The sequence below is a fragment of the Nostoc sp. CMAA1605 genome, from assembly GCF_021596505.1.
Lineage (GTDB): Bacteria > Cyanobacteriota > Cyanobacteriia > Cyanobacteriales > Nostocaceae > Trichormus.
In genome coordinates this window covers 33,193-48,408 of the sequence record NZ_PJIZ01000035.1, presented here as the reverse complement: position 1 = coordinate 48,408, position 15,216 = coordinate 33,193, and the positions used below count along the sequence as shown (strand labels likewise).

At 41.8% G+C, this 15,216-nt stretch carries 13 protein-coding genes and 3 pseudogenes; 9 read left to right on the top strand and 7 right to left on the bottom strand.

Annotated elements, in window-relative coordinates; all coding sequences use genetic code 11:
* Together CV014_RS14180 and CV014_RS14175 are read left to right on the top strand one after the other, a co-directional pair.
* Positions 1-812 (top strand): annotated as a pseudogene (locus CV014_RS14180) (COX15/CtaA family protein); the annotation flags it as partial.
* A gap of 464 nt (positions 813-1,276) precedes the next feature.
* Positions 1,277-2,221, top strand: coding sequence for a heme o synthase (locus tag CV014_RS14175; RefSeq protein ID WP_236142619.1), 945 nt, complete (start codon positions 1,277-1,279; stop codon positions 2,219-2,221).
* Positions 2,222-2,317: 96 nt separating this feature from the next.
* Here the strand turns inward: CV014_RS14175 and CV014_RS14170 are convergent, their stop codons facing one another.
* The 6 genes and pseudogenes from CV014_RS14170 to CV014_RS14145 form a co-directional block, all read right to left on the bottom strand.
* Complete coding sequence (locus tag CV014_RS14170; protein WP_236142618.1) at positions 2,318-2,581, bottom strand: type II toxin-antitoxin system PemK/MazF family toxin; 264 nt, start codon at positions 2,579-2,581, stop codon at positions 2,318-2,320.
* A 3-nt stretch (positions 2,582-2,584) separates the two neighbouring features.
* Positions 2,585-2,809, bottom strand: a complete 225-nt coding sequence (locus tag CV014_RS14165) for a hypothetical protein (protein WP_236142617.1) — start codon at positions 2,807-2,809, stop codon at positions 2,585-2,587.
* Between the two features lie 54 nt (positions 2,810-2,863).
* Positions 2,864-4,213 carry a WD40 repeat domain-containing protein gene (locus tag CV014_RS30635; RefSeq protein WP_339391264.1) on the bottom strand — a complete coding sequence of 450 codons (1,350 nt, stop codon included), beginning with the start codon at positions 4,211-4,213 and terminating at the stop codon, positions 2,864-2,866.
* 3 nt (positions 4,214-4,216) lie between these two features.
* Positions 4,217-5,616: pseudogene (locus CV014_RS30630) on the bottom strand (protein kinase domain-containing protein); the annotation flags it as partial.
* 102 nt (positions 5,617-5,718) lie between these two features.
* Positions 5,719-6,572 (bottom strand): annotated as a pseudogene (locus CV014_RS14150) (lysostaphin resistance A-like protein).
* A gap of 209 nt (positions 6,573-6,781) precedes the next feature.
* Complete coding sequence (locus CV014_RS14145) at positions 6,782-7,216, bottom strand: AbrB family transcriptional regulator (protein WP_103138182.1); 435 nt, start codon at positions 7,214-7,216, stop codon at positions 6,782-6,784.
* A 1,699-nt stretch (positions 7,217-8,915) separates the two neighbouring features.
* On the opposite strand from CV014_RS14145, the gene CV014_RS14140 reads away from it, so the two are divergent.
* From CV014_RS14140 to CV014_RS14135, 3 genes are all read left to right on the top strand, one after another.
* Positions 8,916-9,893, top strand: a complete 978-nt coding sequence (locus CV014_RS14140) for a succinate dehydrogenase/fumarate reductase iron-sulfur subunit (protein ID WP_236142616.1) — start codon at positions 8,916-8,918, stop codon at positions 9,891-9,893.
* 4 nt (positions 9,894-9,897) lie between these two features.
* The gene (locus tag CV014_RS30040; RefSeq protein ID WP_268964700.1) at positions 9,898-10,032 is read left to right on the top strand and encodes a hypothetical protein; all 135 of its coding nucleotides are present in this window, start codon (positions 9,898-9,900) and stop codon (positions 10,030-10,032) included.
* A gap of 96 nt (positions 10,033-10,128) precedes the next feature.
* Positions 10,129-10,962 (top strand): M48 family metallopeptidase, encoded by an 834-nt coding sequence (locus CV014_RS14135; RefSeq protein WP_442946911.1) that lies wholly within the window; start codon positions 10,129-10,131, stop codon positions 10,960-10,962.
* Between the two features lie 174 nt (positions 10,963-11,136).
* On the opposite strand, the gene CV014_RS14130 is transcribed toward CV014_RS14135, so the two are convergent.
* Complete coding sequence (locus tag CV014_RS14130; RefSeq protein WP_236142614.1) at positions 11,137-11,895, bottom strand: metallophosphoesterase family protein; 759 nt, start codon at positions 11,893-11,895, stop codon at positions 11,137-11,139.
* A gap of 287 nt (positions 11,896-12,182) precedes the next feature.
* Here CV014_RS14130 and CV014_RS14125 point away from each other — a divergent pair, with 287 nt between their 5' ends.
* The 4 genes from CV014_RS14125 (at position 12,183) to CV014_RS14110 (ending at position 15,215) form a co-directional block, all read left to right on the top strand.
* A complete protein-coding gene (locus CV014_RS14125; RefSeq protein WP_103138185.1) occupies positions 12,183-12,458 on the top strand; it encodes a DUF2470 domain-containing protein in 276 nt (91 codons plus the stop codon).
* 211 nt (positions 12,459-12,669) lie between these two features.
* Complete coding sequence (locus CV014_RS14120; RefSeq protein ID WP_236142613.1) at positions 12,670-13,167, top strand: LptA/OstA family protein; 498 nt, start codon at positions 12,670-12,672, stop codon at positions 13,165-13,167.
* Between the two features lie 28 nt (positions 13,168-13,195).
* A complete protein-coding gene (lptB, locus tag CV014_RS14115; RefSeq protein WP_236142612.1) occupies positions 13,196-13,924 on the top strand; it encodes an LPS export ABC transporter ATP-binding protein in 729 nt (242 codons plus the stop codon).
* Between the two features lie 175 nt (positions 13,925-14,099).
* Positions 14,100-15,215 carry an LptF/LptG family permease gene (locus CV014_RS14110; protein WP_236142620.1) on the top strand — a complete coding sequence of 372 codons (1,116 nt, stop codon included), beginning with the start codon at positions 14,100-14,102 and terminating at the stop codon, positions 15,213-15,215.
* Position 15,216 lies beyond the last annotated feature (1 nt).

Sequence of the window (15,216 nt, the reverse complement as noted above, 5' to 3'; positions counted from 1 at the left end):
ATAGGCAGTGCTACGCGGGTAATGAATGCAGGGCTGGCTTGTCCAGACTGGCCACTTTGCTACGAGAACTAGTACCAGCCAAGCAAATGAATCTCCAAGTTTTCTTGGAATGGTTTCACCGTCTAGATGCCAGTTTAATTGGAGTGAGTGCGATCGCCTTATGTGGTTTATCCTGGTGGCATCGTCGCGCCCTACCTAGTTGGCTACCTTGGCGGGGACATTTGCTCTATTTCTCATCGTCTTTCAAGGGATTTTAGGCGGACTTACCGTCACAGAATTATTACGCTTTGATATCGTCACAGCCCACTTAGGACAGCGTTACTGTTTTTCACTACCCTTTAATTATTGGCATTGCGCTTACTCCCTACCAAGGAACAGGTAACGTCGGGAAACTGCCGTGGGTGGGTTTGACAGCCGCGATTTTTGTGTATGCACAAAGTCTTTTAGGTGCATTAGTCGGTTCTCGTTGGGCTTTACACCAGTGCTTTGGGGGTTCTCAACTTTGCGATGTGATGTACACCCATATTTTTGGACTAGTACCGCCCACCGTCGCCACCTTAGCAGTAGTGTTAATTTCCTGGCGGACACCAGCACTACACCCAGCTTTGCGAAGACTCGCGAATATGTCCGGTGTGCTGTTAGTCTTACAACTCGTCTTGGGAGTCGCCACTTTCCGATTACATCTGCAAGTCGAACCTCTGACAGTCTCTCACCAAGCCGTAGGCGCGGCACTTTTAGGTTCTTTAGTAGCCTTTACAGTCCTCGCCCTCCGCGACTGGGCTGAAAATCGAGAAATCGAAGCCAAAATTTAGGGGGTGATAGGTGATAGGCGACAGGTTAGAGATTAGTTATTTCATAAGTCACACAACAAGGACATAAAAATTGCTCTATACCCTTATACCCCTATACCCTTACACCCTTATACCCCCACTCTCTATGTTGATAATGAACTGCTGAAAACAAAAAACTATGAAACAGTGGGGAGGAAGGTATCTTAGCAAGTTAGAAGCGTTTCCTCCTTCCCATCATCACTTGCAAACCTTACCTCTACAACTGAAGCTCAAACTCTACCGTCTTCTTGCCTTTTTGACTCGTAACCAATTCACCAAAATTCTGCAACATATCCAAAATTCAAAAACCTTTGCGAATTGCGAATTGCGAATTGCGAATTGCGAATTGGTATCAACTCTCTACATGGCAGTAGTAAAGGCAAGGATTATCAATCTAGAGCAAGGGCTGCACATAAGTTCTTGAAAAAAAAGGAATTACAGTCAAAATGATCGAGACTAATGTCTCTCGCCACCACGAAACTTTTCTTCAGGTAGTTCAAAGCTATTATCAGCTAACTAAACCTAGAATTATCCCATTGCTCTTAATTACTACTGCCGGCAGTATGTGGATTGCAGCAAAAGGCGAAGTAGACCCTTTATTGTTATTAGTTACCCTCGCTGGCGGAACTTTAGCGGCTGCTAGCGCGCAGACCATTAATTGTATCTACGATCGCGATATTGATTATGAAATGGAGAGGACGCGTCATCGTCCTATGCCTTCTGGGAGAGTTCAACCCCGTGACGCGTTGATTTTTGCGATCGCTCTGGCTATCCTGTCTTTTACACTCCTTTCTGTATTCGCCAATCTCCTCGCTGCTTCCTTAGCATTATCTGGCATTATCTTTTACGTTTTGGTCTATACTCACTGGTTAAAACGTCATAGTACCCAAAACATCGTTATTGGCGGCGCGGCTGGAGCAATTCCCGCCTTAGTTGGCTGGGCAGCCGTTACAGGCACTTTAAGCTGGGCTGCATGGTTAATTTTTGCGATCGTCTTTTTGTGGACTCCTCCCCATTTCTGGGCGTTGGCGTTGATGATTCGCGATGACTACGCCAAGGTGGGAATTCCCATGTTACCTGTCGTGGAAGGGGCAGCAGTTACCGTGAAGCAAATTTGGTACTACACCTTAATTACAGTCTTCTCAACGCTGTTACTGGTTTATCCCCTCCACGCTAGCGGCATTATTTACGCTGCTTTCGCCGCCGGTTTAGGCGGTTTATTTATCCGCAAATCTTGGTGTTTGTTACAAAACCCTGAAGACCGTACTACAGCTAGAGATGTGTTTCTCTTCTCCATCTCTTACATGATGCTGTTGTGTTTAGCGATGGTGATTGATAGTCTGCCCATTACCCATCATCTGATTAGTGCTGTGATTAATTTCATGGCTTAGAACGGTTTGCGATCGCGTTGGCTTTGAGGGGCGCGATCGCATTGTTCATGAATCGGAAAAACTGAAAATAATCAATAACAAATATTATTTTTGCTTTCAATATTGACGTTCTAATAGCCGCTTTTCTACTGTGTTTATCTTATGCAATTTCACTACCGATGGACGCATTAAACCTGCTTGTTGCCATTCGATAATTTCAACATCAAAAGCAGTGTGAGTGATTTGGCTAGTAATCCGCGACACAATCACATCATCATCTCCGGTATCTAAAATTAATAAAACCGGGCGAAGTTTGAATGTTACTGCATCAGAAAATGGAAGTTTGAGTAAAATGACTGAGCCAGATTGATAATTTTGCATTGCTTACATCGTGTCGTAGATAGCATCATCTTCGCTGTAACCTTTTAATAATTGTTCGGCTGCAAGACGTTGCCAAGCGGCTTCTTCTTGTTCCGCTTCTGTGGGTTCAGTGACGAGAATAATTACTTTTACCTGCTGATTATTTGCTAATTGTTGTAAAACAGCATTCGGTAATTCTATTTTGCCTTCAGTGGTGACATTGGCAGGAAATTCGTATGCTTTAGACATATTGTGTTTATTGTTCGCTAGTTCTAATACTATTTAGACGCTGTAATTGCCAAACTAGCTGCGTCGCCAAATTTTGATATTTCCGCTATAGTCTCCAGCCGCTAGCCAATTGCCATCGGGGCTAAAGGCGACACAAGTAACCTGGTTAAAATGATTAAGGGTGAAAATTTCTCTACCCGTTGCCACTTCCCACAGTTTGATAGTCCCGTCCCAACTACCACTGGCTAGCATTTGCCCATCACTACTGAAAGTGATGGAATCAACAATACTGCGATGGCCAGTGAGGGTGCGAATTTCTCTCCCTGTTGCGACATCCCACAATTTGATAGTTTTGGCACTACCACTAGCTAGTATTTGCCCATCACTACTAAAAGTGAAGGAGCTCACATTAGAATGATTAAGAGTGTGAATTCTCCTCCCTGTTGCCACTTCCCATACTCTGATAGTGTGTCCCGTAATATTAGCCAGAATTTGCCCATTACTACTAAAAGCAACGGAATAGATACAGGTGACAAGAAGCCAATCAAAACGAATACTGAGAGTGCGAATTTCTTTGTCTGTTGCCAAATCCCACAATCTGATAGGGTTAAACTCCTCAGCAATAGCCAGCATTTGTCCATTACTACTGAAAGCAACAGAGGAAACGTGCTTGGAACGAGTAGTAAGAGTGCGAATTACTCTACCAGTTTCCACATCCCAGAGGTTGATAGTTTCGTAACCGCAAGCAATAGCCAGCATTCGCCCATCGCTATTGACAGCGATAGATTCAAAATAACTAAATAAACTTTGACTTTGATTTATAAGAGTGCGAATTTCTCCACCTGTTGCCAAGTCCCACAGTTTGATAGTATTGTCCCAACTAGCACTAGCTAGCATTTTCCCATCGCTACTGAAAGCAACATATTTAATAGATTTGGAATGGCTGCTAAGAGTGTGAAATACTCTACCTGTTGCCAAATCCCACAGTTTAATATAAGTACAAGAATCATAGTGTCTGCCACTATAGTTCCAACTCCTAGTAGCCAGAATTTGCATATTATGACTGAAAGCTACAAAACTAACCGAGTCGGAATGATCTTTGAAAGTGGAAATTTCTTGGCCTGTTGCTAATTCCCACAGTTTGATAGTTTTGTACTGACTACTACTAACTAGAATTTTCCCATCACTACTAAAAGTAATGGAGTCAATCGAGTCGGTATGCCCTTTGAGTGTACGAATTTCTCTGCCTGTTGCCACATTCCACAGCTTGATAGTGTTATCCAGACTAGCACTAGCCAAAATCTGTCCGTCGTGACTGAAGATTGCACGATTAACTGACTCGGTATGACCTGTGAGGGTACAAATTTCTCTCCCTGTTGCCACATCCCACAATTTGATAGTTTTGTCACTACTAATAGCCAACATTCGGCCATCATGACTTAAGTCAGCATACCTAATCAAGCCAGAATAACCAGTAAAATTGAAACTGCTAATTTCTTTACCTGTTGCTACTTCCCACAGTTTAAAATACCTGTCAGTAAGTATTCGTCCATCGCTACTGAAGGTTAGAGAATAGCCAGAATAGTCAGTGAGGGTACGAATTACTTCGCCTGTTGCCACGTCCCACAACTTGATAGTTTTGTCCGAACTACCACTAGCTAACATTTGCCCATCGCTACTGAAGACTACAGAATTAACCGATTCGGAATGACCAGTGAGGGTGCAAATTTCTCTGCCTGTTGCCACGTCCCACAATTTGATAGTTTTGTCGGAACTACCACTAGCTAGAATTTTCCCATCACTACTGAAGACTATAGAACTAACCTCGTTGAGATGACCGATGTCAGGATAACGTTCTGAAGGAAGAGTACGGATCATTTGACCTGTAGTTGATGACAACAAGTGAATAAAACGATATACTGTGATTGCTAAAATATCTGCCTTGGGACTAAAAACTATTCGTCCATAACTTTTTGGGATGATGTGGGCGCATTCCCAGTTGTTTGGTTTAAGTAATCCCAACAAATCCAAAAATTCCTGCACCGACTTGGGACGCAACTTGTAATCTAGCTCCATCCCCTTCATAACTGCCTTATTTACTCTGTCACTAACGCTGGAATTTAAATTTTTCGGTGGTTGCAGAGTATATTGCGATCTTCCTGGTACTGAAATAGGTGGCTCTCCAGTTAGTAAAGAATATAATGTGGCAGCTAAGGCGTAAACATCAATATATTCACCGCGTTCTGCCACCCTTACATACTGTTCTGGTGGCGCATAAGCAGGAGTCAACCCTTGTGTATGGTCTATAACTTCATCAGGAATGAATTGTTTAGCAAGACCAAAGTCAATCAGTACGGCTTCTGGCTTACCTGCACGGATCATAATATTACCGGGCTTTAAATCTCTATGCAGCAAGCCTTTCTCGTGAACCAGTATCAAAGCATCGCAATTTGTCGAATATATTCTAGTGCTTCTGCTTCTGGTAATGCTCCCTTTTGGGTTATCCGCTTACCTAAATCTTCCCCTTCGATGTACTCCATTGCCATGCAGGGTAAGTCACCATCATCAAATACATTTTCCACTTCTACGATGTGGGGATGGCGACATAAAGCCAGGCGTAATGCTTCTTCTTTAAAGTCTTGCTTGAGTTTACTTTGATGCGGTATCCAAGTAGGATTATTCAGTATTTCTTCACGCAGAGTTTTAATTACCCGCAGTTGACCCTGTTTATTTTTGGCTAGGTAAGTGATACCAATTCCACCCTCACCCAATTTTTTCTCGATTATGTAGCGTCCACCAAATAACTGCTTCCCTGGATTCCACACCATAGGTCAAACCGTAGTTTTACTGATATTCTATTCTGGCATAGGCAAAACATTTATCAGTTATGAACACTCTTGATCCTGATCACTGTTGACTGTGTACTGATTTCACCCAGACCTAGAAAATAACCAAAGTATTAAGCTAGTTCCTAAAACACAAATAATTCCCGCACTCCTGCTAGGGGTTTATTGTTCTTCCCAGTCCACCATTCCGAGACTTTCCCTGTATAAGTTACTAGTTGGGCTGTATCTATAGTAGCGATCGCCCAGACTAAAGCTGAATGTAATCCCCAGGCTATACCTAAATTATGGCTGCGATCGCATATCCTCGCTAACACTAGCATCATCCCCAGTAACCATAATCCTGGTATTTGGGGGAGTGTTTCCTGTTGTTCCCAGACTAAATGCAAGAGTGCGAAAATCACGCTAGAAATTACCGCCGCTACCCACACAGAATAATCTTGCTCTAATTCCGTTAATAAAAAACCCCGAAATACTAGCTCTTCTATCCCACCTACTAATAACGCTATTAATAAAATAGATGGTAATATAGATGCTATTTGCTTGATATTTAACTCTTTAAAGACACACCAACCCAACCAAAATTGACAGGTATAGGAAATAAATAGACTGAATACTCCTAACCCAAAACCTAGTGCTAAAGCACCTAACATGGACAAATTAGCCACAACTCCGTAGTCGGAGAAAGAACTATTAGTTAACCTAATCACGCCCCAAACTATCAAGGGTGCTAATAGATAGAGTGAGACAATTAACGGTAATTTCTGTTCTGGTTGTAAAGGTTTTATTGGTTGCCAATGTAGTAATCTGAGTAAGACTAGGGCAATTGGTAGCCAACACCCCAACCAAGCCATAAAAAATGCCATCACCACAACTATTACTGGTGCATCTTGTAGCGATGTCAGTAAATTGCTGATGGATGGTACGGAGAAATTGGTCATACTAAACAAAAAAATCACGATAGATTTCTTGCAAAATGAATGTCTTGTTGATTAATCAAGACTTTACCAAAACTGGTAACATCTGCAAGGGGTCTAATCGTGATTTTTATATTAGATAAGTTTATCTAATTAGGAATACGATACTTTCGCTGGTTTTAGGGATAAGTTACCAAGTATTCCTCAGAAACTCACCCCAAATAGCAGAAAATTTATTCTTCGTCTTCTACATCTTCGTCAGCATCTTCAACATCTATGTCAGAAGCCAGCTTTTTATCGCTTTCACCCAATTGAATCAAGTGAATATGCTTGTAACCTAGTCGGATTTCAAATTCGTCACCAGCCTTCAAACCCATCGCCTTGGTGTAGGTAGCACCAATGACAATTTGACCGTTTTGATGAACACTAACACGATATGTCGGTTCACGACCACGGCCATCTTTTGGTGCTTCTGGACTCAGAGGAATTCCTCTAGCCGATAGCAAAGCATCATAGAAATCGGTGAGGTTGACACGGACTTGGTTATTCTTTGTAACAGTATAGTAGCCACACTGCTTGGCTCTTTCTCTTCTAGGTAAATTAGAAAGTTCTTTGACTTTCGCTAGCAGTGCTTTTCCAGTTAAAGGCGCAGTTGCAGTTTCACTCATTATGGTCAAATTTTCCTTACTCTCTCCAAACTGATAAATTATGTTGTCCTTTGCCAGTATTTGATTTTTTAGCATCTATACAAAGCTACTGGGGACTTTAAGTTTTAGGGTGAATTCCTGCTGATATTATCCTCAAGTACCTCTATTGTGGATGACCACAACAGATGAGAGTCCACGAGTTACACAGGCATTATTTTCGGTGATTTTACGGCATTTTCAACCATTATTCATCATCGGAAAGGCAATTATTTTCTCGTTTGGTCTAACCATTACAAATAAGTTGTAGACCAAAGAAATTGCTGATTTTCCTCTGACGGTGCTTCCTTCATAGCTCTTGAGTTGTCAGGGTTTACCTCTACTTCCTCTTAAACTATGGACAGCATGGGATTGGAATATGGTTTTACGGACATACACCCTTTTGTCCTACCTGTCGAGACATGAAATTTCTGTCTCTAGATTACGAAGAAACTCAGCAGTGTTAGCTGTAGTTGTACAGCTGTTGATTCTGAATTTTGTGACTTCGTAATTTTATATTAAATACTAGCATGGACTAATAATAGCAAAATAATTGTTTATTTTTTAATTTAATTTAAAAGTAAAGTTTTATCTAAATCCCCTAGCTCCTCGCAACAAAAAGCGGCTAGGATTTTTTGTAGGGTTCATCAGGAAGAGTGAGTTTTGCTGTATAGCTTTTATAAAAATTAATCTAAATTTAGATGAGTAGTTTTGAAGGGTAAGTTATATCCTTTAGCTTACTTGATTCAAGCCAGATCAAAAGCCATGAGTATTAACCTCCTAGTTTATTGTGTCGAGAGCAGAAGGGCTAGTGTTTTATGTACGTCTGTCTATGGGAAGAATAAATTTTCTGACATTTGCTGAAGACTACACGCGACTTCGTGGATGTTTATTCTTAGCTTTGCGGCTTCCATGCAACCAAAAACATAAAATTGAGCGATGTGTACAGGGATTTTACAACCATTGCCATTTGTAGATGTTGGCATCAAGATGTGTGAATAAGTTGCAGAGCATTTATTGTAGGTAGACAGACAATATAGAGGATAAACCTATATTCATTCCTGGTAAACCCCCTTGACACGGATAATTTTAGATTGCGTGCTGACGTAGCTTACCCAAGACAAAAGTTCTGGAGGCAAGTTTTCTTCCCTAGAAAAATTTTTCCTAGAGATTTGTGATTGGGGATGCAAGTGCTGCTGTTAATGCTTGAGTGTTTGTCAGCAACATAAATCGGTCTGATGGTGCTGCTGTCATCAAAGATGATCATAGTTATATTTAAACTAGATTCAGTCTCTCTTGAACAATTAGCCTATTAATGCTAGTCCCAGAATTAAGGGTAACAATATATATAGCTGATTTTTTGTCACCACTAGCCTTGATTTTGTCAATTTGTAGTTCGGGATTTTGATTTTAGATGGTTTTTTGGTACTTTTGGTAATCCTACTGCAAAAGTCAGGTATTAGCGTCCTACTTGTTGGCAGCAGGAATCTAAAATACACGTTGGGCTGGATTAGCTACAAAGATTGTCAATCTAAAATCACAAATCCGGCTGAAAAATTTTTCTGGGATGGACAACCCACACCAGAAATTTTATCCCGTCAGGCTACGGGAACAAAAATCCCTAAATTAATTGATTTAAGTTTTTGAGGCTGATGCACTAAATTAAAAATTTCGGTGAGAACTCATGAAGGTTAATTTTAAAATCATTCGACAACAGTATAGTTCCCCTGCCATAGTCCAAAATTACATTTTAGAGACAGAACCTGGTAGTACGATTTTGGATTGCCTGAATCGGATTAAATGGGAGCAGGATGGTACTTTAGCCTTTCGCAAAAATTGCCGCAATACCATTTGTGGTAGTTGTGCGATGCGAATTAATGGACGCTCCGCCTTAGCTTGTAAGGAAAATGTCGGCAGTGAACTAGCAAGATTACCACAACAAAGCGATGGAATTCCAGAAATTAGCATCGCACCAATGGGAAATATGCCGGTGATTAAAGATTTAGTCGTGGATATGAATAGTTTCTGGGAAAATTTAGAAACTGTTGCACCCTATGTTAGTACCGCCGCTAGACAAGTCCCAGAAAGAGAATTTTTACAAACACCACAAGAGCGATCGCAACTAGATCAAACTGGTAACTGTATTATGTGCGGTGCTTGCTACTCAGAATGCAATGCACGGGAAGTCAATCCCGATTTTGTAGGGCCTCATGCTCTGGCTAAAGCCTACCGCATGGTTGCTGACTCCCGCGATACAGATACAGCCAATCGCCTAGAAAATTACAACGAAGGGACTAAAGGCGTGTGGGGATGTACCCGATGTCTCTACTGCGATGCAGTTTGTCCAATGGAAGTTTCCCCCCTAGAACAAATCACCAAAATTAAACAAGAAATTCTCTCCCACAAACAAGCGAGTGATAGTCGCTCAATTCGCCATCGTAAGGTATTAGTAGAACTAGTCAAAGCAGGCGGCTGGATTGATGAAAGACAATTTGGTTTGCAAGTTGTGGGTAACTACTTCCAAGACTTAAGAGGATTACTAAGCATCGCACCTTTAGGTTTACGTATGCTCATCAAAGGCAAATTCCCCCTCTCCTTTGAACCCTCCGAAGGAGTAGAAGAAGTGCGATCGCTCATTACAGCAGTGAAGGCGGAAGATTAGGGGATTGGGGACTGGGGATTGGGGACAAGGGAGACAAGGTAGACAAGGTAGACAAGGTAGACAAGGTAGAATTGATTTCCTAACTCATTACTCATTACTCATTACTCAGCACTCAGCACTCATTACTCTCCTTCCCTGAGTGCTGAATGCAACTTTAAACGCTGTATGTACGTCTTGATTAATTGTTCCCTGCAAGAATTGTCTCACCGAATTTATGATTGACAGGAAAGGCTGGATGGCAAATTATCATCTTTGGCGGCGACGCTGGTTTTATCCGTTGATTTCGGTAGTGGTGGCTATTAGTTTGTGTATCACTACACCTTTACCTGGTAGAGCCATAGATTTATTACCTCTATTGTTCCAAGGGGCGCAAGTGCTACAACTATCGAATATATCTGATCGTCAGGAAGTAGAACTGGGCGCGCAAATGAATCAGCAATTACGTAGTGAAGTCAAACTCAATCGTGATCCGCAAATTAATCGCTATGTAGAAGATATTGGCAGGCGGATAGTAGCAAGTAGCGATCGCCCTAGACTTCCTGCCACATTTCAGGTAGTAGAAGATAAAGCTATCAACGCGTTTGCAACTGCGGGTGGTTTTGTTTACGTCAACACGGGCTTAATCAAAGCCGCAGAAAATGAAGCGGAACTCGCTAGCGTCATCTCCCATGAATGGGGTCATATTAGTGGTAAACATTTAGTTAAACAGATGCAGCAAAGAGCATTAGCCAGTGGTGTAGCCACAGCTGCGGGTTTAGAACGCAATACCGCCGTGGGAATTGGTGTAGAACTAGCACTCAATCGTCCCCGCAGTCGTCAAGATGAATTTGATGCTGATAAGCGGGGCTTAAGAACTCTCATCCGGGCTGGTTATGCTCCCAGTGGGATGGTAAGCTTTATGCGAAAATTGCTCAAAAGTGGCAGTTCTGCCCCAACATTTTTAAGTACACACCCAGCCACAAGCGATCGCATCAGTGCTTTACAAGCTGCTATTGATCGTCAACCCAGCAATGGACGTGACGGATTAGACACCGCAAGTTATCGTGACAATATCCGTAGTGTTTTGTAGTCTAGTCAATAGTCAATAGTCAATAGTCATTAGGGAACAGGGAACAGGGAACAGGGAACAGTTTTTCTCATCTCTTCCCTTGTCCCCAGTCCCCAGTCCCCAGTCCCCAATCCCCAATCCTTCTTTAATTTTGAATTTTGAATTTTGAATTTTGAATTGATCAGTCCCCAACCCCTAAACTCGTTGCTGATGGCGACGAGCTATGATTTTTTCCGGTTCAACTTTTACTACTGCTTCTGATAGGGGTAGTTTCCGTGAACAGTTAGTAAAAACGTTAGTTTGATAAATTAAATTGTTTGTCATATCAAATCCAGTCAACCAACCGCTACGGGGATGGTATGCGCCAGTGTCTATATCTAACCATCCCCTACCTTGGGCTAATTGGCCGGGATTCACTCCAGGGAAAGTAAAAGTAATGGTGTGACCTACAACAATTAGTTTATTAGTAAAGTATGGCTGGTCTATGCTGTGAAATTCGTCTCTAATCCAGCAAAATTGTTCTGCGGATTGTTCTCGGATGGCTTTTTTGGGATCAACGCCAGCATGAGTCAGCCAAATATGTCCTAAATCAATATAGGTAGGTAAACTCTTAAGCCAGTGTATGTGTTCTAGGGAAACGGTAGCATCTGGGTAACTGGTAATAGTTGCTTGTCCTCCACTATGTAACCATGCTTGCATTAAAGCTACTGGGACATTTTCACCAGTCAAGATATTTAATAACATCTGCTCGTGGTTGCCCAATAGACATTTGTAGTTGTTGTCTTTGACAAAATCAATTACTTGTGAACTTTGGGGGCCACGATCAATCAAGTCTCCCAAAAAATATACTTCGTCTTCAGTAGCAGGAGCGATCGCTTCTAACAAATTGATTAGTCCTTCATAGTAACCATGCACATCCCCAATCACTATTTGACGCTTCCTAATTCCGCTCATCTGATCTTCGCTACCATAAACTAGCTGAGTACGTTTGTTACAGTCTAAGCTGTCAGATTTCCGTAACCACAGGTAAAAACTACTTGACAAATATAAATTTATTGTATTTTTTACGACTCCCGTCTGCATCGGCCAAACAGAGCATCTTAACGAAATTTTCAGCCACCGCCAGCCGGAAATAGAAAATGCAAATGTTAATTTGCCCGTGATTTGCTGGCTGTGAGTAATTTACCGCAACCTATTTTAGAATTGATGCAGTTGTTTTATTGGTAACTCCTTATTGCGCTATGGCAGATCAGTTTTCTCCCGAAGTTAGCTCACGCATTTGCAGCCACATGAATGAGGATCATGCTAATGCTGTGCTACTTTACGCTCAGTTTTTTGGCGGAGTCTTGGAAGCAACAGCCGCACAAATGCAAGCTATTGATGCTCAAGGTATGGACTTAATTGCACAAGTCAATGACGAGAATTTGCCTGTTCGCATTCCGTTTGATCATGTTTTAGCTGATTCGGAAGATGCCCATCATACTTTGATTGCGATGGTAAAGCAAGCACGCAGTTAAAGCATTTGGTGTGATCGGATTGGCACAAAACACAAGTTTTGTCACAGGGATTGCTTGAGCAATTAGCGGGAATAGAAAAGAAACTTTAAGATTTAGTGAAGCGTCAAAACTGTAGCTAGTATCTATCCTAATTAATTCTCTCTGGGATTTGTTAGGGAAAATGCTGGAGATAATTTAAGATAGCAGTCAAAATTCCCCATCTTTCATCACTATGTTACCCCGCTATAAATTTTCTTTATCAAAAATGCGTTGTCTTGGATTAACTTTAGTATTGCAGGCTACAGTATTGGCTGCTTTAGCTCTACCCAAACAACTACAACCAGCTACAGCACAAACACCAACAGGAAATCGTCCCCTGACTATTCGCTCTGACATCCAAGAATACGACGCAAAAAACCAAGTGATTACGGCTCGTGGGAATGTCCAAATGTTGTATCCTGCTCGCCAAATTCAAGCTACAGCCGCACAAGCCCAATACTTCAGCAAAGAACGCCGGATTGATTTCAGTGGTAACGTCTACATTTTGCAACAAGGTGGTAATAGTATCCGCGCCGAAAAGGTGACATATTTAATTGATGAAGGGCGTTTTGTGGCCTTACCTCAATCGAGTCGTCAAGTAGAGTCTATTTATATGGTGGAAGACTCACAATTAGACACAAGGAATAATACACCAGCCCCCAAAACACCAGCACTCAAACCAGCTAATTAGCATCAACCACTCACACAGTCCGCAAATAGTGAAAATTGTTTTAGAAAATATTCACAAATCTTACGGCAAGCGACTCATTGTCAATCGCGTCAATCTTTCTGTATCTCAGGGTGAGATTGTCGGTTTACTAGGCCCCAATGGAGCCGGTAAAACGACAACATTCTACATTGCTACAGGTTTAGAAAAACCCAATCAGGGAAAAGTCTGGTTAGATAGTTTAGAGATTACTGGATTGCCAATGCACAAAAGAGCGCGATTAGGCATTGGCTATCTAGCACAAGAAGCGAGTGTTTTTCGTCAACTGTCAGTCCATGATAATATCCGGTTAGTTCTAGAGCAAACTAACGTACCGCGACGGGAATGGCCAAAGCGCATAGCCACACTTTTACATGAATTCCGCTTAGAAAAAGTAGCAAAAAGCAAAGGAATTCAACTTTCCGGTGGAGAGAGAAGACGTACCGAATTAGCTAGAGCCTTAGCAGCCGGAAGAGAAGGCCCCAAATTTTTACTATTAGATGAACCCTTTGCAGGCGTTGATCCGATCGCAGTGCATGAAATTCAACATATTGTCGCACAACTACGCGATCGCGGCATGGGCATCTTAATCACAGATCATAACGTCCGAGAAACCCTAGCCATCACAGACCGCGCCTACATCATGCGTGAAGGGCAAATTCTCGCCTACGGTACAGCCGAAGAACTATACAACAATCCCCTCGTGCGGCAGTATTACTTAGGTGATAATTTCCAGGTTTAGGGACAAGGGAGACAAGGGAGACAAGGTAGGAGATGAGAAAAACTTTTCCCTGTTCTCTAATAACTAATGACTAATGACTAATGACTAATGACTATTGACTATTGACTAAAAACCTATGGTATCCAAACAGTTTACGCCTTTTTACAGCCTGAAATCTTTGCTGCCTTTTACGATTATGGATCGTTACTTGGCTAGTGAACTGCTACCAACTTTTTTGTTTGGAGTGGGGGCTTTTTCGTCAATTGGTGTCACTGTTGATGCAGTATTTGATTTGGTACGTAGAGTTGTAGAATCTGGTCTACCAGTTAATGTTGCTGTTCAGGTTTTTCTATTAAAACTGCCGGCTTTCATTGTTTTAGCTTTCCCTATGTCTACACTGTTGGCGACTTTGATGGCTTATAGTCGTCTTTCTAGTGAAAGTGAATTAATTGCTTTGCGGGGTTGTGGAGTCAGTGTTTATCGGATGGTGTTGACGGCGGTAATATTGAGCTTTGTGGTAACTGGGATGACTTTTGTATTTAATGAGCAAATCGCACCAGCAGCCAATTACCAAGCTACTCTCACCTTAAACGCAGCCATTAAATCAGATAAACCAACACTTAAACAGCAGAATATCTTTTATCCTGAATATCGAGATGTTTTAGAGTCGGACGGGACTAAAAATAAGATATTGACACGCCTATTTTATGCTGACCAGTTTGATGGTAGACAGATGAAAGGCTTAACTATTATTGATCGCTCCACAGAAGGTTTAAATCAAATTGTGGTTGCAGAATCAGCCCAGTGGAATGGCTCACAAAGTGTCTGGGATTTTTATAACGGTACCATCTACCTAGTTGCCCCCGATCGCTCTTACCGCAATATCTTAAGATTTGAAAAGCAACAATTAAAGCTTCCCCGCACACCTTTAAGCTTGGTAGAAAGAAGCCGCGACTATGGCGAGATGAACATTTCCGAAGCATTGGAACAATTAACAGTAGAGAGATTGGGAGGCGATCGCCAAAAAATCCGTAAACTAGAAGTACGAATTCAACAAAAAATCGCCCTACCTTTCGTCTGTGTAGTGTTCGGCTTAGTCGGTGCAGCTATGGGAACTATTCCCCAACGCACAGGACGAGGTACAAGTTTCGGTATTAGCGTAATTGTTATATTCTCTTATTACCTACTCAGCTTTATTACCGGCGCACTAGGACAAGCTGGAGTATTTTCTCCCTTTATAGGTGCTTGGTTGCCTAACTTTATTTTCTTGGGGATAGGTACATTTTTATTAATACGTGTTGCTCAAAGGTAGA

What these genes read in the sequence shown, in the direction of transcription:
- CV014_RS14175 (WP_236142619.1), top strand. Translation starts at nt 1,277, where the DNA reads ATGATCGAGACTAATGTCTCTCGCCACCACGAAACTTTTCTTCAGGTA.
- CV014_RS14165 (WP_236142617.1), bottom strand. Translation starts at nt 2,809, where the DNA reads ATGTCTAAAGCATACGAATTTCCTGCCAATGTCACCACTGAAGGCAAA.
- CV014_RS14110 (WP_236142620.1), top strand. Translation starts at nt 14,100, where the DNA reads ATGGATCGTTACTTGGCTAGTGAACTGCTACCAACTTTTTTGTTTGGA.
- CV014_RS14135 (WP_442946911.1), top strand. Translation starts at nt 10,129, where the DNA reads ATGGCAAATTATCATCTTTGGCGGCGACGCTGGTTTTATCCGTTGATT.
- CV014_RS14130 (WP_236142614.1), bottom strand. Translation starts at nt 11,895, where the DNA reads ATGAGCGGAATTAGGAAGCGTCAAATAGTGATTGGGGATGTGCATGGT.
- CV014_RS14145 (WP_103138182.1), bottom strand. Translation starts at nt 7,216, where the DNA reads ATGAGTGAAACTGCAACTGCGCCTTTAACTGGAAAAGCACTGCTAGCG.
- CV014_RS14140 (WP_236142616.1), top strand. Translation starts at nt 8,916, where the DNA reads ATGAAGGTTAATTTTAAAATCATTCGACAACAGTATAGTTCCCCTGCC.
- CV014_RS30635 (WP_339391264.1), bottom strand. Translation starts at nt 4,213, where the DNA reads ATGTTGGCTATTAGTAGTGACAAAACTATCAAATTGTGGGATGTGGCA.
- CV014_RS14125 (WP_103138185.1), top strand. Translation starts at nt 12,183, where the DNA reads ATGGCAGATCAGTTTTCTCCCGAAGTTAGCTCACGCATTTGCAGCCAC.
- CV014_RS14120 (WP_236142613.1), top strand. Translation starts at nt 12,670, where the DNA reads ATGTTACCCCGCTATAAATTTTCTTTATCAAAAATGCGTTGTCTTGGA.
- CV014_RS14170 (WP_236142618.1), bottom strand. Translation starts at nt 2,581, where the DNA reads ATGCAAAATTATCAATCTGGCTCAGTCATTTTACTCAAACTTCCATTT.